The following is a 22,717-nucleotide window of genomic DNA, read 5'->3' as shown; positions in this document are numbered from 1 at the left end:
GTCAGACCGCCCGCGATGGTTCCCCCAGCAAGTCAGCCAATGCGCCTATCATCACCGGCCATTGCGCGCGGCGATCTTCGTCGCGCAACTCGGTCAGCAACTGGCGGCCAATGGACACCACTGCGGGCGTGCTGTCCTTGACATAGGTCACGATCCGCTGCTCGGGGTTGGCCAGAAGGAAGGGCACGATGGCGGCCCCGGCCTGATCAGGCGCGGTTTCCGACAACAGGCGCATCGCTGCCTGCCGCACGGGGGCAGAAACATCGTCCAGCAGGCTGCGCGCCACATCGGGGGTGCCGTCCCATCTGGTCAGGATGTGCATGGCGTCGATGCGAAATGCGGTATCGCCGGTTTTCAGCATCGCGCGCAGCTTGCCGCGCAGCGCGTCCTGCGGCGGCAAATCGGCCTGTTGCAGCAGTTTCAGTGCTTGCAGGGAAAGGGCGGAATCCGTGTGCGAGAGGCCCTTGGTGATGAGATCAACCAATTGCTCCTGTTCCAGCTCCGCGCCGTTGCGGGTGACCGCTGCGGCCAGTGCCGAGAAGCCCTGCTGCGCAATCTCGGTCTCGGGGTCCTGTGCGATCTGGGCGAGCATGATCTGCATGCCCTTCACCTCGCCCAGCAAGCGGATGGCGGACATGCGGGTTTCGCGCTGCAGCGCATCAGCATCGTCGTCCAGTGCCACGCGACGGCGTTTGGGGTGGCGGGTCGCCTTGGCCAGCAGTGCCTGTTCGCGCGGGGTCAGGGGCAGAACCTCATCCTCTTGCGCTTCCTGCGTCATCTCGGCGGCGATGGCGTCATGGCCAAGGATCGCGCCAAGGCTGGAGGTCGGTCCGTTCTCGCCCCCGTCCGAGACATCCAGCCCGGCCTCTTCCAGCGCGGCGATGTCGGTTTGTGGGGTGTCTGCGGGTTCCTCGTCGGTCGCCAAGGGCATCGGGGCCAGTGCGAAGGACAGCAGCAATTCGCGGCCCTGTTGCTGGTTCACATGCAGGCGGTCCGTATCGGTGACGAACATCGCCAGCGACGCGATGGCCTTCAGCCGCACCGACCGGAAGGGCGATCGGCAGGCGCGTTGCAGCCACTCCGCCGCTTCGCGCAGGGGCGAGGTCGCCAGCGCATCGACGATGGCCCATTGGATACGCTCGGCCTTGAGGTCATCCGCATCGACCGAGAACAGCGCGTTCAGGCGGTCGGCCACCAGTTCCGGGGCCAGCGCCGCCAGCAGGCCCAGCGCCTGAGCAGACACTTCGGGTTGTTGGCCGGTGGCCAGGAAATCCAGCACCTGCCAGCGCAGGTCTTCTTGGTCCGTTATCGGCGTGGCGCGATCCAGCCGGTCAAGCAATGCCAACTGAACCTTGGCACCGGGGTCGCGCATCATGCGGTCCAGCAGTTCGGGTTCCGAGAAACCGGCCTGTTCCAGCGCCGCAATGCGAATGCCCTCGACCCCGTCGGTCAGCGCCTGTTCGACCAGGGCTGCATCACCCGGCATCAGCGCCTCATAAGCGATCAGGCGTACCGCGCCGTCCTTGTCGGTGGTGGCTTTGCGCAGGATGGCTTCGGCCTCCGCTCCACCAATTGAAGCCAAGGTACGTAACGCGCGGTGGCGCAGGCGGCGGTTCGAGGATTGGGTGAACACACCCAGCGTCGGCACGGCGGGCTGGCCGATCCGGCCCAGCGCCTCACAGGCGACATCGCCCAGCTCCTGCCCGTCTTCGTCCATCAGGGCCATGACGATGGGTTCAATCGCGGCCGCGTCGCCCATGCGACCCAGCGCCTTGATTGCGGCGATCTGCGTGTCCAGCCAGTCGTCCCATTCGTCTTGATGCAGCTCATCCTCATCCCACGTGATGTCCTCGCCGCGTCCTGTGACAAGGGTGCGCAGGTAAGGCGCGGCATCTTCAACTTTCAACTCGGCCAGCGCGGTGACACAGGCCAGCTTCACCTCGCCACAGGGATCGTGGATCAGGTTTTCCAGCAGTTGCGGTGCAGCGCCCTGAACGCCCAGCGCGCCCAGCGCCTGCGCCGCGTCCTGACGGACATCTTCGTCGTCATCCAGCAACGCCTCGACCAGTGCGGGGCTGTTGGCCGCGCCAATGGCGGTCAGGGCCTGAATGGCGCGCAGGCGGATCACATCATAGTCGGATTTTGCGTAGTCCGAGAACAGGCTGGTGGCCTCATCTCGCAGGGCGGTATCGGAATGCATGTTCATATCGGGTCTGCCATGTTTTGCGTTGGGAAAGGTTGGGTGAAAGTGGAAGGCAGGTTTCCCAACCGAAGCCTGCCTTCCAATGAACCGGGGGACCGGCTCGTGACCCCTTCTGCAGTGGGGCCAGACCCGAGGGGCAGCATGGCGATCGCCCCCCGGAAACGCGTCAGGCAATGTCACGCGGCGCGAAGGACATCGTGCGGAACGAGGTCTTGTAGGGGCTCGGCCCCAGTTTGCGCAGCTTGGCAACGCCCATCTTGTAGTTGTAGTTGCCGCTGATCCAGTCGACGATCCGGCCCTCAAGCGCGTTTGCAGGCTGCTGCATATGCAGGAAGTCCATGTAGACCACGCTTTTCTTGATGGCGGGCGTGACCATGGCCACGGCGGTGATCGCCGCTTTGGTCAGCTCGATATGCCCGTTCTCCATCAGTTTCGAGAACTGGAAGTCGTCGCCTTCCACACCCAGCAGCGTAGTCTTGTTACCCGGAACGCGTTCCGAGTAGACCATCACATAGTCGCCGCTTTCGATGCCACGCTCGGCCGCATCGTCGGGGTGGATTTCAACCCAGTTTTCCGGCCAGCGCTGCACGATATACGGGCGGCGGCGGTCGTCAAAGCCGGACTGCCAGCGTTCGTTGATCCGACCCGAGGTCGCCCAAAGCTCGCCTTCGTCCTTGTTGGGTTTCAGCCATTCCCAATAGTCCGAGAACAGGCCCCAGGGCGATTTCTGGATGTTGCACTTGCCGGTCTGACTGTTGAAATGCGTCAGTTTCTTGTTGAACACATCCGCACCAGCTGCACCGGTATCGGGCAGTTCGCGGGTTGTGTCGTGCAGACGCTTGGTTTCAATCAGCGTGACCCCATCGGCATCCAGCATGACCGGGCATTGCACCCCATCCGTTCCGAATTCACGGACCTTCTGATGCAGGCCCTTGCCTTCGGCCTTGGCCAGACGGAACACCGCGTGGAAGTCCTTGCGCGACCCGCGGGTAAAGCGCACGGCCTCTTCCGCGACCTCGTTCGAGTTCTGCCAGTCGAACCCGTCAAAGCCCATCCGCTGTGCCAGTTGCGCGATGATCCACCAGTCGGGCTTGGCCGCACCGGGCGCATCATAGAACTTCTGATACAGACGCAGGCGGCGTTCGCCGTTGGCGCGTAGGAAGTCCTCTTCACCCCAGGTGGCTGCGGGGAACACGATGTCGGCGTAGCGGTTGCCGATCGGGTCCTGCAGATAGATATCCTGGTTGATCACCACCATACCGCCGCTGTCGGCGCGGGCCTTCAGCGTGTCGATCATCTCTTGCTTGTCGAAAGAGGCGATCTGGTGCGGGTTGCGGACGGTCAGTTCCTCGAACTTGTCGGCCAGTTGCTGGCTGCCGCACATGGACTGGATCCAAGTGGTGCCGATCACGTGGGCCATACGGGTATGACCTGCGATCAGATACCGGTCGGTATCCATGGCGCGGCGACGGCGACCGGGCAGTTTCTCGGGCGATTTGTTGCGCGGATATTTCCCGCCTTTCACGCCGCCCCGCTGGTGACCACCGGCCCGGCCAATGACCTGACCCGGACGACCGCCACAGCCACAGATGATGCCCAGAGCCGAGATCGCCTGTGTGTTGCCGGTGTTGTTGGACCAGTAGAACCCTTTCTCGATCATGACCGAGGTTTTGGGCCGGGTGCCATCCGCCTTGGGTTTGGCCAGCCATTCGGCGGCAGTATAGATTTTCTGCACGTCGATTTCGGCCATGGCGGCTGCGTTCTCGGGCGAGAACTCGTCTTGCGACAGCAGCCACTCTTTCCAGTCTTCAAAGCCTTTGGTCTGGAACTTGCCCCAGGTCGTCCGCCACTGCCATGGCGTGTTCCGGGTGCCCTGACCAAAGCCGGACGAGCTTTCCCACTTGTTGTTGACCCATTTCTTGATCCAGTCGCTGTCTTCCCAGCCATTTTCCACGATGACGCGGGCGATGGCGTTGACGACCAGCAGGTCAGTGCCGGGCAGAACGTCGATATGCAGACCACCCATCTTTTCAGCATGGGCCACACCAGCAGACCGGCGCGGGATCAGATAGATTTCCTTCTGACCGTTCTGCATCCCCTTCATCATCCACTGGGTATAGAGGATGGTCTTGGTCTCATACGGATCAGTGCCGCAGACCAGAAGGGTCTCGGCATCCCGCCAGTCTTCGTAGGACGGGCCGAAGTTGTCGAAACCCGCATCCCGGAAACCGGGGGTCGAGGTCACGTCGGACGGCGTGTCGTGGAAGGTGAAGTTCGCGGTGTTGATATGGCGCAGCGCGTATTTCGAGATCGCATAGGTGTTCTCGATATACTGATAGCTGAAGGTTTTCACGCCATAGGCATTGGTGCCATGCTTGGCGATGACGTGGTTGCCCACCTCAGCCGCCACATCCAGCGCCAGATCCCACGGAACCGGCATCAGCGTGCCATAGATCCGCATCAGCGGCGTCTTCAGGCGGTCGCGAGTGGGTGTCTGCGGGTTATAGCATTTCTGCGCTATACACCCGCCCCGCAAGGAGCTGTCGCCGTCGGTGTTGACGTATTGCGTGTCCTTGTCCGGGATGATCACCACATGGTGCGGCTGACCTTTGTGCAGAACGATATTGTGCTGGTTCGGCGCGACCCAAGCACCCAAGGGTGCAACGGGGAAGTCCTCGCCAAAGGCGTTTTCGTCCGCGGTGGGGCCACCGGGTTTGGCCGTCACGGGCCAGCGGTAGACTTTGTAACCACAGGCCACGATGCAGTAGTCGCAGGCGGTCGAGATGACCTCGGCCCCTTTGGGCGGCAGCGGGACGTTGGTTTCGGGTACGTAATACGGGGTTGCCATGATTCCGTTTCCCTTATGCAATGAGGTTGTCGTAGCGGCCGTAGATCAGGCCGAACATGCCAACGGCGTAGATGTCGTCACCGTCCAGTTCCAAAAGGACCTGCGGCAGCGACTGATAGGCTTGCCCCGAAACGAGGATGCCGTGCCGTGTCACGTCATAGGTGGACAGGTGCAGCGGGCACGGGCCCAGCACCTTATGTTCAGGCTTGTAGCTGTCATACATCGACCCGCCCTGATGGGTGCAGGTGAGGTTGAAGGCCACAACATCCTTTTGCGGACCGATGCCACCGCCGCTTTCCACGCCGGTTTTCACAAGGATCGAGTCCGAATAGTCACCCTCATCGGGGTAGTAGAACTCGACCGGGACATCCTGTTCCAGTTCGGACAGTTTGCCGATCAGCTTGCGTGGATAGGTTGATACAAGCGCAGGAACCTGTTCAGCCTGACCGTGGCGGGTGGGCATGGCCACCATCACGGCAAAGGTTGTTGCGCCCGAGGCGAACAGGAACTGGCGGCGGTTCACGGTGCAGGCCTTCTTGGCCTCACCCGTACAACTGCATCCGGTTGCGTTATGATCTTTCATGACGCTTACTCCTCTGCTGCCGCGGGAAGCGGCTGGTAATCCGGCAGATCAGGTTCTTCGACCAGAATCTCGTCACCGGACAGGGATTTCAGGAAGGCCACCAGATCCGCCTTTTCCTGATCGTTCAGGCCAAGCGGCTGGATCAGATCGGATTTGGTTGCTGCGAATTCATTCTCGCCGCCGCCCTGGTTGTAGAATTCGACCACATCCTCAAGCGTCTCCAACATGCCGTTGTGCATGTAGGGTTCGGTATAGAGGGTGTAGCGCAGGCTCGGCGTGCGGAACTTGCCCAGATCGGCCTTTTCCTTGGTACGGAAATAGAAACCGGGGTCGTCCTTGGTGTGGCGATAGAAATCCTCGGTCGAGCCTTTGGAGTAAAGCTCATACCGGAAGGTCACTTGCGCCAGACCGTCATCTTCCCAGCCGCTATAGGGCGGAACACCGGTGTTGTAGTATTTCTCATCCGACAGCAGCGCGCCGTTGTGGCATTCGGAACATTGCGCCTTGCCGGTAAACAGCTCCAGCCCGCGTTTCTGTTCCTCGGTCAGCGCCGCATCATCCCCACGCAGATAGTTGTCGAAGGGCGTGTCGGTCTGAACGATGGTGCGTTCAAACGCGGCAATAGCCCGCCATGCGTTGCCGATGCGCGGCCACTGATCGCCGAAGACGTCGTTAAAGCGTTCGACATATTCGGGGACAAAAGCCAGACGCGCCTCCATCATGTCGGATTCACCGTTGCCGGCGACTGCGCCGCCTGCAGCGGATTTGGCCTGGCTTTCAAGGCTTTTGCTGGAACCCGCCCAGAACAGTTTTCCGTAATAGGCCGAGTTCACGATGGTTTGGCTATTGCGCCAGTGGGTCGTGCCCGGATAGCCGAACGAGATCGGCGCTTCGACGTCCCAGCCCACATCGGGCAGGTGACAGGCCGAACAGGGTGTCGTCTCATTCCCACCCAGACGCGGATCGAAGAACAGCATCTTGCCCAGTTCGATCTTGGCCTCGGTCTGCGGGTTGTCCAGCGGGATGGGCGGTTCACCCAACGCCACCAGCGGCGCATCAGGGTCGGGGTCTGCCCCGCCGATACCGGCCTCAATCTCCATGCTGGTTTCTGCAAAGGCATGCGAACCAAGGGCGGCAACCAGAGCAGCGGTGGCGATTGTGCCTGAAAGGTAAGACTTAAGGTCTTTCATGGGTCCACTCCTCAGTTTGTCGTTTCGCGCCAGTTTTCGATCGGCGCATAGTCCGTATCGATCTCTTCGGCGACGAATTCGGGCCCGGTCAGCGGCTCGCCGGACAGCGCCTTAAGGAAGGCCACCAGCTGTGCTTGCTCGGTCTCGGAAAGGTTCAGTGGCTTGATGCGCGGATCCTTGTTCTCATCATCGCCGCCACCGGCGTTGTAGAAAGCCACCACGTCTTCGAGCGTTTCCAGCGTGCCGTTGTGCATATACGGCGCGGTATAGGTCAGCTCGCGCAGGGTGGGGGTCATGAAGGTGCCGAACGTGTCATCCGTATGGGTGCGGATGTAAGCCCCCGGATCGGCGCGCAGGTTCATGTAATTCTCGACGCCCAGGAACTTCATCATGGTCACGAAGGTGATGTGCCGTGTCGGGTCCGCCCAGATGTCGGGGTTGTCGCCCACGCCGATATTGTGCGGCAGGTCATCGGTGAACCGTTCGCCCGAATGGCACGAGTTGCAGCCGCTGGCATTGAACAGCTCATAGCCGGCTTTGGCCTCTTCCGACATTTCGCCGGTGTCAAACGGAGCACCGCGCGAGATCAGCGTTTTCAGATATTCCGGGATCGCGTTGCGGACACCGCCATTCGACGGCTCGCCAAATCCGGCGGCCTCGAACATCTCGACATAGACCGGATCCTGCTTGATGCGTTCCTGCATCAGGCGCATGTCCATGTTCATGGAATAGGTCTCGGTGATGCTTTCGCGGGTCACGTCATTCAGGTTGGTGCCTATGCGCCCGTCATGGAACCATGCCTCGCGCTTGGCGCTGTTGATCAGCGTCGGCACGTTGCGGAAATGCAGGTTGCCGGTATAGGCATCCGACAGGGCCTGCCCGTCGGTGAACCCGTTTTCCGGCTGGTGGCAACTGGCACAGGACAGCGCAGCGTCTCCCGACAGTCGCGGATCAAAGAAAAGTCGTTTGCCAAGGGCCGCCTTGGCTGGATCGAACTCTATGGCTTCTACCGGGCCCGGCTCGTCCGCCTGGGCCTGGTGAACCGGTAACGCAGCGCACATCGTCAGCAATGAAACTGTCGACAGCGCCGAGAACCACGTTCTGGCTTTGGTCATCATCTGAAAGCCCCTTTTTCGCTATTCCGATCTCTCGGTTGGCCGAGGACCGGCTAAGCGAACCCTAAGGGGCAGTTGTTTCGTGGGGATTTGGCGCAGATTAAGCTATGTGAAAAGATGTTAAGAAATGTAACGATCCCTAGCTGATCAATGTGCGGATAAATCTTGCAAGCTGCTGTATTTCAATGGGTTTCTGCGCGAATATCGAATTTTCAGAATCCGCCATCTTTTCCATGTCATCAAAATAGCTGCTGATCAGGATCACCGGTATGTCGCTGCGGGTGGTGCGGGCCGACTCGATCAGATCCGTGCCCATCAGGCCCGGCATCTTGAGGTCGGTCACGATGACATCATAACTGTCCGGCGCGCTTTGAAACGCCACCTGCGCCTTGAGAGGGTCGGAATAAGCCTCGACCCGATAGCCATAGCGCGCCAGCAATTTACGCGTGACGAAAAGCACGTTTTCATCATCATCAACCAACAGAACATGCTCGGTCCCCGCGACCGAGGCGATCTCGGCCTGTTCCTGCTGACTAAGCGCGGGCATCAACGGATAAAACAGGCTGAATCGAGTGCCCTTTCCCGGTTCCGAACACAGCTCGACCCGGCCGTGGGATTCTTCGACACTGTTATGCACGATGGCCAGGCCAAGCCCGGTGCCCTTGCCCACTGGTTTGGTCGAAAAGAACGGCTCGAAGACTTTTTGCTGCACCTCTTCGCTCATGCCCGGTCCGGTGTCTGTGACATCCAGACGGACCACGCCTATGGCCTCATCCGGCAGATCGTTCAGCGCGTCATCCTCAGCCCGGCTGATGTGCAGAACCACCTCGCCCTGAGTATCGCCCATCGCCTCAAACGCGTTGTGGCAGAGGTTCAGCAGGGTTTGGAAATAAAGCGTTCCATCGAATTCCGAAAAGGCCGCATCTATGTCTGTGTCAAACCGTGTCTCGATGCTGGGCGGGGCCGAAACTTTGATCAGGTCCAGCGCCTCTTGCGTGGCTTTCACCAGATCGCTGCGCTGCGGGTTGCGGGGGCGTTGCCGCGCAAAGGTCAGCATCTTGCGCACCAGCGCCTGTGCCCGACGCGCCGCGATGCGGATATGACTGACCGAGGTTTGAATATCCGCGTTGCCCTCGGCATCCAGTTCGATCAGATCGGCGTTGCCGATGACGCTCATCAGTACGTTGTTGAAATCATGCGCGACCGAACCGGCCAGGATGCTGACCGCCTCCATCTTTTGCACCTGTGCAAATTGTTCGCGGGTGCGGCGGGTTTCGGTGATGTCCTCTCCGATCCCGATATAGTGGGTGATAGAACCATTCTGATCGACCAGCGGAAAGATCGCGGTCGAAACCCAATAATGCGTACCGTCCTTGCGCAGATTGCGAAACACGCCAAACCAGCTTTGACCGCGCTTTAGCCTGTCTTTCAGGTCAGAATACACCCCCTGCCCCGAATGCCCGGATTGCAGCATCTTTGGTGAGTGCCCATAAACCTCATCTGCGCTGTATCCGCTGAGATCAAAGAACTTGCGGTTGGCATATTCGATTTTCAGGTCTGTATCCGTAATCAGGATCGACGCCGGGCTTTGCTCGACCGCGCGGGCCAGCTTGCGCTCAGCCAGTTCGACCTGTTCGCGCAGGGCCAGTTCAGTCTTGAGACTCCGGTTCGTACGCAGAATATTGGAAATCAGCAGCGTGGTCAGAACGGCAATCACACCAACCAGAATGATGAGCCCAACCAACACAACCGAAAAATTCCGCACCAGCCTTCCGCCATCGGAAAACGCCCGGACCATTCCCGATAGGCTGCGATCACGCTCTTCGACCCACAGGCTTTCCAACGTGGCCAAGGCAGCCAGCGCCGCACGATCATCGACACGCACACGGGCATCTATCTGTTCCGCGCTTTGCCCTTCGGCAATCCCGGCCTCAATCAAGGCGATGTTGTTGGTATACTCCAACGCGACGGCTTCGATCTGGTCCAGCGCTTCCAATTCACGCTGAGACGGCGAAGAGTTCCGATAGGCCTGGATGGTCGCCAGCAAGCGGCTGGATTGCTGGCGCAGGATCGGGCTGAAGCCTGTATCCTGCCGCAGCACGTAGTTCTTGAAATTGTGGATCAGGCCACCATAACCGAAATCCGCACGGATATCGGAAATCCAGTATCCTCGGGGCGTGGTGTCTGCGGAATAGCTTTGCCAGGATTGCCGCATGTCACCGATACGGTCGCTGGTTTCGCGCGACAGATACAAAAACACCGAAAGGATGATCATCAAGGCGATTCCGATGGCGAACGCTACGGCAAGCGACCGCCTCGGATAGCCCTCTGCCACGTCAGAGACATCGTTCATGTCTGCACCCCAACCCGAACCATATCTGCCCCAAGGGTGTGTCACGTTTTACAAACGCGCGCCAGACCCAAGGCGAACCGTAAGGAAAGACGGGCGAAATCGGACGCGGGCCAGATTGCCAAGGGTGGAAAAAAAGACATAGGCGCGCTCAATCCTCCGTGTTAGTGGCGATTTGAAAGGGTACGTCATGACCGCGCAACCAAAGCTGCAAAATCCAACTGTCGGCATTGCGTTCGTGCTGATCGCAATGCTGGCGATTTCGATCAACGACATGCTGATCAAATTCCTGTCTGGCGGCTACCCCCTACACCAGATGGTTTTCACAAGATCGCTGATCGGAATTGGGTTCAGCTTAGCCCTGGTACAGGTGGAGGGTGGCTGGCGCATCCTGAAAACGGACCAGCCGGGCCTTCACCTGTTGCGCGGTTTGCTGATTGTTGTGGCAAACCTGACATTTTTCACGGCGCTGGCCGTCTTGCCGCTGGCAGAGGCCACGGCGGTGTTCTTCGTCGCCCCTTTGATGATCACCTTGCTCAGCATCCCTGTACTTGGAGAAAAAGTTGGGCCCATGCGGATAGGTGCCGTGCTGGTCGGGTTTCTGGGCGTCGTGATCATGACCCGACCTTGGGAGGCCGGCGATGCGCGTCAGGTCGGCCTGCTGGTATATGCCTTGCCGGTTCTCGCGGCGTTTACCTATGCGCTCAACAACGTGCTCACACGTTTCCTTGGCGCAAAATCCAAAGCGTCGGCAATGGCCGTTTACATTCAGGCGTGTTTTATCGTGGTCAGTTTGCTGTTCTGGGCAATCGCAGGGGACGGGCGCTTTGCGGTCGACGTGGAAAACGAAAGCCTGATCTTTTTGCTGCGGGCCTGGGTCTGGCCCGAAGGGGCGGATCGCTGGCTGTTTGTGGGCCTCGGTTTCAATTCTGCAGTCATCGGGTACTGCCTTGGTCAGGCCTACCGCATGGCAGATGCCGCCACGGTGGCACCCTTTGAATATGTCGGCCTTCCGCTGGCAATTTTCTGGGGATGGGCGATCTGGGGAGAGTTACCAAACCTGCCGGTCGCAATTGGTATCGCACTGATCCTCGGGGCAGGATTGTTTGTCTTCTTGCGCGAGCGTCGGAAGAAGAGAACCGCAACCATCGGAAAGAGCGTGCACCGCCGGTACTAATCGCGGCCCAAAGGCTTGTGCGAAGCATATGACTGTTAAGCGCACCGCGTGACTATCGAGATCAACTCTCAACCGTCATCGCGGTCCACTTCGCGCCCGCTGCGCTGCGGTGTGAAGACGCAAACGAGCCTTAGAAATCCAGATTCTCAACACTCAACGCATTTTGCTGGATGAATTCACGGCGGGGTTCCACAACGTCGCCCATCAGCTTGGTGAACAAGTCATCCGCTTCAACCATATCGTCCACGCGCACCTGCAACAGCGTACGTGCATCCGGGTCCAGCGTGGTTTCCCAAAGCTGATCGGGGTTCATCTCACCCAGACCTTTGTAGCGTTGCAGCGACAGGCCCTTTTCGCCCTCTTCCAGAATGGCGCGCAACAGGTCCAGCGGGCCGTGGATGGCTTGCATCCGGTCACGGCGAACCAGCGTGGCCGGAGTGTTGTAGACCTCTTGCAGGCTTTGGGTGAAGCTGCCGGTCTTGCGCGCCTCGCCCGAGCGCAGCATGGGGCCATCCAGTGTACGGACCTCTTCGACGCCGCGCAGGATTCGCGCCAGACGGATACCGTGATCCTGAGTGATCCGGCCTTGCCAGCCGCGTTCATATTCCAATGCGATCAGGTCCAGACGGGCGGCGACCTTGTCGGCCACGCCTTGCAGGTCGGCATCCACGGCACCGGGCACGAAGGCCCCGGCGACGGCGGCCTGTTCCAGAATGTGACGCGGGTAATGGGTCGGGAAGGCGTCCAGAACGCGTTTCAACTGACGCGCTTCATCCACCACGCGGGTCAGGTCCTGCCCGATGATTTCCTCGCCCGAACCCAGTTTCAGCACGGCCCCTTCAACCCCCTGATTGATCAGATAGTCATCCAGCGCCGCCTGATCCTTCAGATAAACCTCTGACTTTCCTCGTGAAACCTTATAAAGCGGCGGTTGCGCGATATAGAGGTATCCGCCCTCGATCAGCTCCGGCATCTGGCGGTAGAAGAAGGTCAGCAGCAGGGTCCGGATATGCGCACCGTCCACATCGGCATCGGTCATGATGACGATCTTGTGGTAACGCAGCTTTTCGATATTGAACTCATCCCGGCCAATACCGGTGCCCAGCGCCATCACCAGATTGCCGATTTCCTGGCTCGACAGCATCCGGTCAAACCGCGCGCGCTCAACGTTCAGGATTTTCCCACGCAGAGGCAGAACAGCCTGAGTCAGCCGGTCCCGGCCCGTCTGGGCGGAACCACCTGCCGAGTCCCCCTCGACCAGGAAAACTTCGGTCTTGGACGGGTCCTTCTCAGAACAGTCTTTCAGCTTACCGGCCAGATAGTTCACATCCATCGCCGTCTTGCGGCGGGTCAACTCGCGCGCCTTGCGGGCAGCCTCACGCGCCAGTGCGGCTTCGATGATCTTGCCGACGATCCCCTTGGCCTCGTTCGGGTTCTCCTCGAACCACTCGGCCAGCTTTTCGTTCATCAGACCCTCGACCGCAGGGCGAACTTCGGACGACACCAGCTTGTCCTTGGTCTGCGATGAGAATTTTGGGTCGGGCACTTTGACCGACAGAACACAGGTCAGACCTTCACGCGCGTCATCGCCGGTAAAGCTGACCTTTTCCTTTTTCGCGATCCCACTGGATTGCGCATAGTTGTTGATCGTCCGGGTCAGAGCACCCCGGAAGCCCGCCACATGCGTACCGCCATCCCGCTGCGGGATGTTGTTGGTAAAGGGCAGCACCGTTTCGTGATAGCTGTCATTCCACCACATCGCGATTTCGACACCGATGTCGTCGCGCTCACCCTTGATATAGATCGGCTCGGGCATCGCCGGAGTTTTCGACCGATCAAGGTATTTGACGAATTCCTTGACGCCGCCGTCATAGAACAGCTCGGTTTCCAACCGTTCCGCAGGGCGTTCGTCGATCAGGATGATCCGCACGCCCGAGTTCAGGAAGGCCAACTCGCGCAGGCGTTTCTCCAGCGTCTCAAACGAGTATTCCAGATTCGAGAACGTATCGGTCGAGGCCAGAAAGCGCACCTCGGTTCCCGTACGGTCGCCGCAGTCCTGGACCACCTTCAGGTGTTCCGCCGTCTCACCGCCCTCAAAGCGCGCCACATGCTCCTTGCCGTTGCGCCAGACGCGCAACTCCAGCCAGTCGGACAGGGCGTTCACCACGGAAACACCCACACCGTGCAGACCACCCGATACCTTGTACGAGTTGCTGTCGAACTTACCGCCCGCGTGCAGCTGGGTCATGATGACCTCGGCGGCCGAGACGCCCTCTTCCGGGTGAATATCCACCGGAATCCCGCGTCCATTGTCGCTGACCGAGACACTGGAATCGGCGTGAATTTTCACGGTGACATGGTCGGCGTGACCGGCCAGAGCCTCATCAATTCCGTTGTCCACGACCTCATACACCATGTGGTGCAGACCCGAGCCATCGTCCGTATCCCCGATATACATGCCGGGACGTTTGCGAACCGCCTCTAAGCCTTTGAGAACTTTGATGGAATCAGCGCCGTATTCCTGGGGTGCCTGTGCGTCTTCGGACATGCCGTTAGTACCTATATTATTTTGGTAACTTATACGTTTTCTGGTGGGGATTGTCACGCGCTCCCCCAACATTTTGTGTTTTTCTCCGCCGATTTTGGCCGATCAAAGCCGACCAAGGTCCGCCGCGATATCTTCGGCGATTTCCGCCGCATCCACATCGTCACGTTCAGCAGACAGGCGCAGACCCAACAGGTCAGATTGATACCGCGCGGCAAGCCTGTCCGCGTTGTGATCCGGGCGGATTTCCCCGGCTGCTTGCGCGCGACGAAACAGGTCTGCAAAGCAATCCTTCATCTCAACCATATGCGTGCGCGCCTGATCAGCCAGATCGTGATCGCGGGCTTGCAACTCGGCATAGGTCTTGGACAACATGCAGGCTTTGGTCGGCAATTCCGATGCCTCAATCACCCGAAGCGGCTGCGCCTTGAGCGCCCCAAGTGGCCCCAGTTCCTGCGCCATGGCCATCATATTGGCCACGCCGTCCTGTGCATAGCGCTCCAGCGCGAGCGCATACAGCGCGTCTTTGGATCCAAAGGCCGCATAGAAACTGCCGGGCTTCAATTTCAATTCACGCTCCAGATCCTTCAGCGACGTCCCGGCCCAGCCATGACGCCAGAAAATGTCACGGGCCTGCGCAATCAACGCATCGCGGTCATAGGAAGGTTTCCGAGGCATGATTTCACCAATTCTTGAACGTTCGCTCAAATATATACTTGAGTGATCACTCAAAAAACCCTAAATACGACTCATCGCGCCAGAAACAGGAGTTTTGATATGGCAAACTTTCCGTCCCACGACCTCGAATCCGCCCCGGAAGGGTCCAAACCACTGCTGGAGAAATCGCAAGCTGCCTTTGGCCGCCTGCCCGGCCTGCACAAGGTGATGGCGGAAAGCCCCCAGCATCTGGAAGCCTACCAGGTTCTGCACGGCCTGTTCCTGCAGACCGATTTCGACAATGATGAGAAAACCGTTGTCTGGCAGACCATCAACGTGGAAAACGAATGCCACTATTGCGTTCCTGCCCATACCGGCATCGCCAAGATGATGAAGGTCTCGGACGAGATCACCGAGGCGCTGCGCAACGAAACGCCGCTGCCCACTGCCAAGCTTGAAGCCCTGCGCACTTTCACCCTGCAAGTGATGCAAAGCCGCGGCAACCCGACCGAAGAACAGCTGCAGGCCTTCTTTGATGCCGGCTATTCGCACCGCGCGGTTCTGGACGTGGTTCTGGGTCTGGCGCAGAAAACCATGTCGAACTACGTGAACCACATGGCGCACACCCCGGTCGATGAGGTGATGCGCGGCTTCCTGTGGGAACGTAAAGTGGGCGAGCCCGCCTAAACGACGACCGAGCCCTCAGCGCCTTCGGTGACAACCAGCGTCTGGGCCCGGTCCCCAAGCTCTGAAAACAGCTCAGGCCCGGTGCCCGTCATCCAGGCCTGAGCACCCAACGCGCAAATCTCATCATAGAGCGCCGCCCGCCGCCCCGCATCCAGATGCGCGGCCACCTCATCCAGCAGCACGATCGGTGGCGCACCCACCATCCCGGCCAGTGCCCGAGCGTTCGACAGGATTAACGATACCAAAAGGGCTTTCTGCTCACCGGTCGAACAATCCTTGGCCGGAACACCCTTGGCCGCGAAAACACCGTACAGGTCCGACCGGTGCGGCCCGACCAAAGTCCGCCCCGCAGCCAGATCGCGAAACCGGCTTTCGTTCAGCGCCTCGCGCAGATCATCCGCCGTGTCCGGCATGGCCCCTTCAGTCTGTACCAGTTCCAGATCGGCCGATGGGAAAGCCGTTTCAGCCTGGTCCTGCGCAGCTCGCAAATGATCCAGTGCCGCCAAACGCGCCGCGTGGATGCGATAGCCAGTCTCAGCCATCTGCCCTTCTAACGCGGCATACCAATGCGCATCGCGCACCTGCTCTTTCAGCAGACGGTTCCGCTCGCGCATCGCCTTTTCATAGGTCAGCGAGGCCTCAGCGTGAGTGGGGTCAAAACTCAGCGCGATACGATCCAGAAACCGTCGTCGCCCTTCCGCCCCTTCGATCCACAGCCGGTCCATCGAGGGCACCAACCACACAACACGCGCCAGTTTACCCAGATCGATCTGGCTCGAGGCTTTCTCATCAATCCGAACCTGCCGCGCCGCGCCGCCTTCAGACCATGTCTCGATCTCAAAATTTTGCCCCTGCGTAGCCAGCAACCCGGTCAGTTTCCAGCCCAGCGCCTCGGGCCGCCGCGTCATCTCAGCCGCACTGGCCCGCCGCATCCCGCGACCGGGCGAAAACAGCGAGACCGCCTCAAGAATATTGGTCTTCCCCGCCCCATTCGGCCCGTGAATCGCCACCGGCCGCCCGTCCAAAGACAATCGTGCCAGCTTATGAGACCGAAAATGCGAGACCGTAAGCGCAGTCAGGGCCAATCCCATGACCCCACCCTTCTTCTTGTCAAAAATACGGTCGCCGAAGGCATCGCGCGCCAGCGCGATCAGACGCGCATCGGCATGACGACGTAAACCGCGCTCTGATCATTGCCTTCGCGCATCAGGGTCGGATCGCCGGCCGAGTTGAACAAGAACACGGCATTCTCACGATCGACCTGCGACGCAATCTCCAGCAGGTATTTCGCATTGAAACCGATCTCCAACCGCTCATCGCCATAAGCCACGGCCAGCTCTTCCTCGGCGGCACCGCTATCGGGCGCGTTGACCGACAGTACCAGTTTGTCCGCATCCAGCTGCAGTTTCACCGCGCGCGAGCGTTCGGACGAAACAGTCGCCACCCGGTCCACGGCCTGCGCGAATTCGGCTGCATCCACTTCCAACTGACGGGTATTACCTTGCGGAATAACACGGGTGTAGTCGGGGAAGGTGCCGTCGATCACCTTCGAGGTCAGGGTAATATCCGGTGTGGCAAATCGCACTTTGGTTTCACTGACCGACACCGCGATGTCCATCTCGTCATCGTCCAGCAGCTTGCGCAGCTCTCCCACGGTTTTGCGGGGCACGATCACGCCCGGCATATCTGCCGCGCCATCGGGCAAGTCCGCATCGATGCGTGCAAGACGATGGCCATCGGTTGCAACACAGCGCAACACCTTGCCGCCCTCGGAGCCATCTGCCACATGCATGTAAACGCCGTTCAGGTAATAGCGTGTCTCTTCGGTCGAGATCGCAAATTTCGACTTGTCGAACAGTCGGCGCAGCAAGGCCGCTGACGCGGTAAAGTTCGACTGGTATTCCGAGGACGCCATCACCGGGAAATCCTCTTTCGGCAAGGTCGCCAGCGAGAAATTCGACCGCCCCGCCTCAACCGTCAGACGCCCCGCGGCACTGTCAGCGGTCAGCGTTACAAGCGCCCCGTCAGGCAGTTTGCGCACGATCTCATGCAAAGTCGTGGCGGCAACAGTGGTTGCGCCCGCTTTTTCCACCTGCGCCGGGGCCTTGTCGACCACCTCGATATCCAGATCGGTGGCGCGGAACATGGCCTGATCGCCTTCGGCCTCGATCAGCACATTGGCCAGTATCGGAATAGTGTTGCGACGCTCCACAACGGATTGGGCCTGGGAAACGGCCTTGAGAAGGGTGCCGCGTTCGATGCTGATCTTCATACCCTCAATTCCTCTGACTTGCGTGCCGAAATGGGCGGGACTGGCACGTTAGCGGTTCCACCCTGAGGCACAAGGATTTTTTATGATTTTCTGGGTCGGAATAGCCGTTGCGTCAAGGGGCGCGTGGCAGGGCGAACACAGTTGGCGCGCAACCGTGGGGGAAAGCGCACAAAAACGCCCCGGCGTGAGGCACCGGGGCGTTTCTGATCGGCTGGAGGTAAGTCTTAAGCTTCCAGCGCGCGTCTCAGCATTTCCACATCTTCCGCGATCTGACCATCTGTGGTCTTCAGCTCTTCGATACGCTTGACGCCATGCATGACCGTGGTGTGGTCACGCCCGCCAAAACGACGACCGATTTCGGGCAGAGACCGGCTGGTCAGTTGCTTGCACAGATACATCGCAACCTGGCGCGGACGCGCGTAAGAGCGCAGGCGTTTAGGGCCGATGATGTCCGACAGGCGGATATTGTAATATTCGGACACCTTACGCTGAATCTCTTCGACGCTGATCTTGCGTTCCGAGGCACGCAGCACATCCGCCAGACAATCCTGCGTCAGCTCCATATCGATCTCACGACCGACCAGAGATGCAAAGGCGAACAGACGCGTCAGCGCCCCTTCCAGAACGCGCACATTGGTCGAGATCCGATGGGCCAGAAACTCAAGCACGCCGTCAGCGATGGTCAGGTCGGGATAGGTGCTGCTGTAATGCTGTACCTTGTTTTGCAGGATACCCAGGCGCAGCTCATAATCGGTGGGGTGCAGGTCGACAACCAGACCACATTGCAGGCGCGACTTTACGCGGTCTTCCAGATCCTTGATCTCACCGGGTGCACGGTCAGCCGAGATGATGATCTGTTTGTTCTGATCCACCAGCGCATTGAAGGTGTGAAAGAACTCTTCCTGCGTGGAATCCTTGCCGGCGATGAATTGCACGTCATCCACCATCAACACGTCGACCGAACGGAACAGATGTTTGAAATCCATCATCCGACGTTCACGCAGGGCTTGCACGAAACGGTACATGAACTGTTCTGCAGACAGGTAGAGCACGTTCAGATCAGGGCGTTTGGTCTTCAGCTCCCACGCGATGGCGTGCATCAGGTGTGTCTTACCCAGACCAACACCACCATACAGAACCAGCGGGTTGAAGGTGACGGGACCACCTTCCGAGACGCGGCGCGCAGCGGCATGGGCCAGTTCGTTGGGCTTACCGACTACGAAACTGTCAAAAGTAAAGCGCGCATCCAGCGGGGCCGCCTGCAGCGAATCCAGCTCATTGCTTGAGGATTCTGCTGACTCGACCAGTTTCGGCTGTGTCGTGCTTGGTGCCGCTGTAGGAGCAGCTTCGGCATCGCCGGTCGGACGCACGGGCGAATTGGCCGCAACGCGAAAGGCCAGACGTTGTACCGATTCCCCGGCAGTGTTCATTTCGTACAGAATCAGATCGGCAAAGTTCTGACTCACATAATTGCCCATGAAATTGGTCGGCACCGAAAAGGTCGCAACACCATCCTGCAGATCCTGGAATTCAAGCGGTTCAATCCAGGTGGTGTAGTTGTTCTTTCCGATCGCCTTGAGCAGCTTGTTACGCAGTAGTCCCCATTTCTCTTGTGTCATTAAGCGCCTCACGCATCCCATTCTTTATTGGCTTTTCAGCCTTATTACCCAATTCCGGTTTCCCGGTTATTCGCGTTCACTCGGCAAAGGGTAGCCATTCGCCAAACCGCAGAGGTCTGGCGGGACTGTCCCAAAAAGGTCAGCACTGCCCGGTCAAAAACGCCTTGTTTCAGGCGCGGTATCGGCCGGGTTGCGCATCGCAAACATATTTTCGACAGGGCTAAGATCTTTGGTCCCCCAAAGACCTGCAGCAGACCGGCAAACAAGCAGTGACTGTTCGCCGACATTCGCTCCATGACCGTCCTGATGCCCGTCAGTCAGATCGTGAAACAGCCTGTCCCCCCAAGCGAGTGAATCGCTGAATTAGTGGTAACAAGAGGCTGCCGTGCACGGCAACGAAACTCTGATGTTGACTCGGGTCTTTGGCAGAAAGAATCTCTCGGCTTCGTGAAGACGCGGCTTTCCGGCAACATCCACAAAAAAAGGCGCCACCGAACGCGACGCCCTCTTTCAGCTTGCAGTCATGTCGGCTGACCAAGGGTCAACCTGCAGGATCAGCCCAGCGCTTTGACGCGGGCCGACAGGCGCGACATTTTCCGCGACGCTGTGTTCTTGTGGAAGACACCTTTGGTGACGCCGCGCATCAGTTCGGGCTGCGCAGCGCGCAGAGCTGCGGTTGCCGCCTCTTTATCGCCGGATGCGATCGCTTCTTCTACCTTGCGCAGGTAGGTGCGGATGCGCGAGCGGCGGGCTTTGTTAACTGCAAAGCGCTTGTCGTTCTGACGGGCGCGTTTTTTTGCCTGGGGCGAATTTGCCATATGAGTCTGACCTTCGTTCGGTACGTTGAGTTAAGCGCGTCACGGATAAACCGCACCGGATCAGAATCACGAGTGTGAGTCGGGCCAAGCGGGCCGCACGCGCATGTATAGCGGCGCTAGTTATCCAAGTTTGCAGGGTTTGCCAAGCCGATTCTTTTGGGCCGGGCCGCAGACATGAAAAAGGCGGGCCGCGCCCGCCTGTTTCGAAAGCCCGGGCTTTCTTATTTGTCGCGGAACTGCGCCGCGCGTTTTTCAAGGAAGGCCGCCATGCCTTCTTTCTGGTCTTCGGTCGCAAACATTGCGTGGAAAACCCGACGCTCGAACAACAGACCCTCGCTCAGCGTGACTTCGTAGCTGCGGTTGACGGCCTCTTTCGCGGCCTTTGTGCTGAGCTGGGATTTTTCAGCAATCTTCTGGGCCGCGCCCATCGTCTCTTCCATCAGCTTTTTGGCCGGGACCACGCGGCTGACCAGACCGGCGCGTTCAGCCTCTTCGGCGTCCATGAAGCGGCCGGTCAGGTTCATATCCATCGATTTGGACTTGCCGACAAAACGGGTCAGGCGCTGACTGCCGCCAAGGCCCGCGATGACGCCAAGATTGATCTCGGGCTGGCCGAACTTGGCGGTGTCGGCGGCGATGATAAAATCGCACATCATCGCCAGCTCACACCCGCCGCCCAGCGCATATCCGGCGACAGCAGCGATGATCGGCTTGCGGATGGCGTTGAACCGGTCGTTCACATCCCCAAAGAAATTGCCGTCGAACACGTCGACAAAGCTGAGCTCGGACATCTCTTTGATATCGGCGCCTGCGGCAAATGCCTTTTCCGATCCGGTGATGACGATGCAGCGCACCTTGTCATTCGCGTCGGCCTCTTCCAGCGCCGTGCACAATTCCTGGATCAGTTGCGAGTTCAGCGCATTCAGCGCGTCCGGTCTGTCGAGCTTGATCAGCCCAACGTGGTCTTCGATTTCGACGACGATCGTCTCAAAAGCCATGAGGTATAAGCTTCCGGTTGTTCCGTTCAGGTACGATTCATTATCACGCGGGAAAGCTGGATCAAGCTATCTTTGGCATTGCGCACAATAGAAGGATGAGCGACCGGACTGGGTGATTCTCTTGATGGTCGCGCCGCATCCTTCGGTTCTGCAGGGCTGGTTTTCGCGTCCGTAAACATCGAAACTGTGCTGAAAATATCCAAGTTCTCCATCGGCTTGGCGGAAATCGCGCAGGGATGATCCGCCCGCCTCAATCGCGTCCTGCAGGACCTGCCGGATAATCGGAACCAACGCGGCCACGCGGGGCACAGAAATCTGCCCGGCTTTGCGACGTGGCGACACGCGTCCGCGATAAAGCGCCTCGCAAACGTAGATATTGCCTAATCCGGCAACGATTCCCTGATCCAGAAGCGCCGATTTGACCGGGCTGTTCTTGCCTTTGAACGCCTCGATCAGATGCTGTTCGTGGAAATCATTGCCCAAGGGTTCGGGCCCCAGAACCGACAACAGCTTATGCTGCTCGGCGGTGGCGGTGGGCAGCAGGTCCATCGCCCCGAACCGGCGCGGATCGTTGAACGTGACCCGCGCGCCGTTGGCCATATGGAACACCACATGATCATGCTTTTGCGCCGCCGGGTGGTCGTGCACAAACTGCCCCAGCGGATCGCCCGAGACTGTCATCCGCCCGGACATGCCCAGATGGATCAGCAAGGTTTCACCGCTGCTGAGATCGGCCAGAATGTATTTCGACCGCCGCCGCAACCGGTCCACCCGCTGCCCGGTCAGCCGTTCGGCCATGCGGTCAGGAAAGGGCCAGCGCAGATCGGGGCGGTTCACATCGGCGCGGTCGATCACCACGCCCTCCATCGCGGGGGTCAGCCCACGGCGGACCGTTTCAACCTCGGGGAGTTCCGGCATGTACCCTCCTGATTGGTGGCGAGCCTGCTTTCCAGTACCTGCACCAGTTCATCATGTCCGGTTACATATTTCAGAATCCGCGCCGTCTTCCCATCGGAAAAACGCAGCACATAGGTCCCGTGATGCCTGAGGCTGATTTTGGTCAACCTGGTCAAGTCATAATAGCGCCGCTGAAACCGCCAACCGGTTGTGACCAGTTCGGCCCCATCGATCGTCACCGTGTTCACCAAATGAAAAATCAGGGTGTAGATGACAAGCCCGACCAGCGACAGCTTGATCCAAAGTATCGTCTCGGGCTCCAAACCTGGGAAGACCTGGTCATCGGGCATAAGCTCGGGCTGGAAAAAGCAGACGTTGAGTACATTGAACAGCGCAATCGCGATCAGGACAAGCAGACCCGGTGTCGTGCGAAAGGTCAGCCGCGTCAGCGATTGCTGCGCAGGTCTTTCGCTGCCCGCGCGCGAGATCGCCTCGTCCACGGGATCATTGGGAAAATGTCGGGCGACGGCGTCCCATTTGTCGCCTGCCCCTTCTGCACGATACACGCGCCGGATCGTCCGAAAGACCGCCCTGATGCGCCACCCCATGAAAACAAGCACCAGAAGAATGGACAACAAGACTGCAAAAATGCTTGCCAACGGAAAATCCCCGGTCATCTGAAATACCTGATTGTCGTCTTATGCGGCGACTAAGGAAAATCTGTGGCGGGACTGTCAATTCGCCGCCCCCTGCTACCA

At 59.3% G+C, this 22,717-nt stretch carries 17 protein-coding genes; 2 read left to right on the top strand and 15 right to left on the bottom strand.

Features of this window, described 5'->3' with window-relative positions; genetic code table 11:
• Position 1: 1 nt before the first annotated feature.
• The 6 genes from ACRZ94_RS20245 to ACRZ94_RS20220 form a co-directional block, all read right to left on the bottom strand.
• Positions 2 to 2,200: a HEAT repeat domain-containing protein gene (locus ACRZ94_RS20245; RefSeq protein ID WP_480798182.1), complete on the bottom strand. Its 2,199-nt coding sequence runs from the start codon at positions 2,198 to 2,200 to the stop codon at positions 2 to 4.
• Positions 2,201 to 2,369: 169 nt separating this feature from the next.
• Positions 2,370 to 5,051: an arsenate reductase (azurin) large subunit gene (locus tag ACRZ94_RS20240; RefSeq protein ID WP_480798181.1), complete on the bottom strand. Its 2,682-nt coding sequence runs from the start codon at positions 5,049 to 5,051 to the stop codon at positions 2,370 to 2,372.
• A gap of 13 nt (positions 5,052 to 5,064) precedes the next feature.
• Entirely contained in the window at positions 5,065 to 5,634 is a 570-nt protein-coding gene (locus ACRZ94_RS20235; RefSeq protein ID WP_480532654.1) for an arsenate reductase (azurin) small subunit, read from the bottom strand.
• Between the two features lie 5 nt (positions 5,635 to 5,639).
• On the bottom strand, positions 5,640 to 6,824 hold the full coding sequence (locus ACRZ94_RS20230; protein WP_480798180.1) for a cytochrome-c peroxidase: 1,185 nt from the start codon (positions 6,822 to 6,824) through the stop codon (positions 5,640 to 5,642).
• Between the two features lie 11 nt (positions 6,825 to 6,835).
• On the bottom strand, positions 6,836 to 7,942 hold the full coding sequence (locus ACRZ94_RS20225) for a cytochrome-c peroxidase (RefSeq protein WP_480798179.1): 1,107 nt from the start codon (positions 7,940 to 7,942) through the stop codon (positions 6,836 to 6,838).
• 136 nt (positions 7,943 to 8,078) lie between these two features.
• Positions 8,079 to 10,292 (bottom strand): hybrid sensor histidine kinase/response regulator, encoded by a 2,214-nt coding sequence (locus ACRZ94_RS20220; protein WP_480798178.1) that lies wholly within the window; start codon positions 10,290 to 10,292, stop codon positions 8,079 to 8,081.
• Between the two features lie 187 nt (positions 10,293 to 10,479).
• On the opposite strand from ACRZ94_RS20220, the gene ACRZ94_RS20215 reads away from it, so the two are divergent.
• Positions 10,480 to 11,466, top strand: coding sequence for a DMT family transporter (locus tag ACRZ94_RS20215; protein WP_480656445.1), 987 nt, complete (start codon positions 10,480 to 10,482; stop codon positions 11,464 to 11,466).
• A 130-nt stretch (positions 11,467 to 11,596) separates the two neighbouring features.
• Here the strand turns inward: ACRZ94_RS20215 and gyrB are convergent, their stop codons facing one another.
• Entirely contained in the window at positions 11,597 to 14,014 is a 2,418-nt protein-coding gene (gyrB, locus tag ACRZ94_RS20210) for a DNA topoisomerase (ATP-hydrolyzing) subunit B (RefSeq protein WP_480656447.1), read from the bottom strand.
• A 102-nt stretch (positions 14,015 to 14,116) separates the two neighbouring features.
• Positions 14,117 to 14,689: a TetR/AcrR family transcriptional regulator gene (locus ACRZ94_RS20205; protein ID WP_480798177.1), complete on the bottom strand. Its 573-nt coding sequence runs from the start codon at positions 14,687 to 14,689 to the stop codon at positions 14,117 to 14,119.
• Between the two features lie 99 nt (positions 14,690 to 14,788).
• On the opposite strand from ACRZ94_RS20205, the gene ACRZ94_RS20200 reads away from it, so the two are divergent.
• On the top strand, positions 14,789 to 15,355 hold the full coding sequence (locus ACRZ94_RS20200) for a carboxymuconolactone decarboxylase family protein (RefSeq protein ID WP_480798176.1): 567 nt from the start codon (positions 14,789 to 14,791) through the stop codon (positions 15,353 to 15,355).
• Here ACRZ94_RS20200 and recF read toward each other — a convergent pair.
• From recF to ACRZ94_RS20165, 7 genes are all read right to left on the bottom strand, one after another.
• On the bottom strand, positions 15,352 to 16,446 hold the full coding sequence (gene recF / locus ACRZ94_RS20195) for a DNA replication/repair protein RecF (protein ID WP_480798175.1): 1,095 nt from the start codon (positions 16,444 to 16,446) through the stop codon (positions 15,352 to 15,354). The genes ACRZ94_RS20200 and recF overlap by 4 nt on opposite strands.
• A gap of 59 nt (positions 16,447 to 16,505) precedes the next feature.
• Complete coding sequence (gene dnaN, locus ACRZ94_RS20190) at positions 16,506 to 17,627, bottom strand: DNA polymerase III subunit beta (protein WP_170743073.1); 1,122 nt, start codon at positions 17,625 to 17,627, stop codon at positions 16,506 to 16,508.
• A 224-nt stretch (positions 17,628 to 17,851) separates the two neighbouring features.
• Positions 17,852 to 19,246, bottom strand: a complete 1,395-nt coding sequence (gene dnaA, locus ACRZ94_RS20185; protein WP_480656455.1) for a chromosomal replication initiator protein DnaA — start codon at positions 19,244 to 19,246, stop codon at positions 17,852 to 17,854.
• Positions 19,247 to 19,800: 554 nt separating this feature from the next.
• Positions 19,801 to 20,064 (bottom strand): 30S ribosomal protein S20, encoded by a 264-nt coding sequence (gene rpsT / locus ACRZ94_RS20180; protein WP_480656457.1) that lies wholly within the window; start codon positions 20,062 to 20,064, stop codon positions 19,801 to 19,803.
• A 221-nt stretch (positions 20,065 to 20,285) separates the two neighbouring features.
• Positions 20,286 to 21,062: an enoyl-CoA hydratase gene (locus ACRZ94_RS20175; RefSeq protein WP_480798174.1), complete on the bottom strand. Its 777-nt coding sequence runs from the start codon at positions 21,060 to 21,062 to the stop codon at positions 20,286 to 20,288.
• Positions 21,063 to 21,128: 66 nt separating this feature from the next.
• Complete coding sequence (gene mutM, locus ACRZ94_RS20170) at positions 21,129 to 21,980, bottom strand: bifunctional DNA-formamidopyrimidine glycosylase/DNA-(apurinic or apyrimidinic site) lyase (RefSeq protein WP_480798173.1); 852 nt, start codon at positions 21,978 to 21,980, stop codon at positions 21,129 to 21,131.
• Entirely contained in the window at positions 21,938 to 22,636 is a 699-nt protein-coding gene (locus ACRZ94_RS20165) for a hypothetical protein (protein ID WP_480798172.1), read from the bottom strand. The genes mutM and ACRZ94_RS20165 overlap by 43 nt, the downstream gene beginning before the upstream one ends.
• Between the last annotated feature and the right edge of the window lie 81 nt (positions 22,637 to 22,717).

Source organism: Ruegeria sp. CH10 (assembly GCF_056537125.1).
The sequence above is the reverse complement of the archived record's forward strand: the minus strand, read 5'-3'. Positions and strand labels throughout refer to the sequence as shown.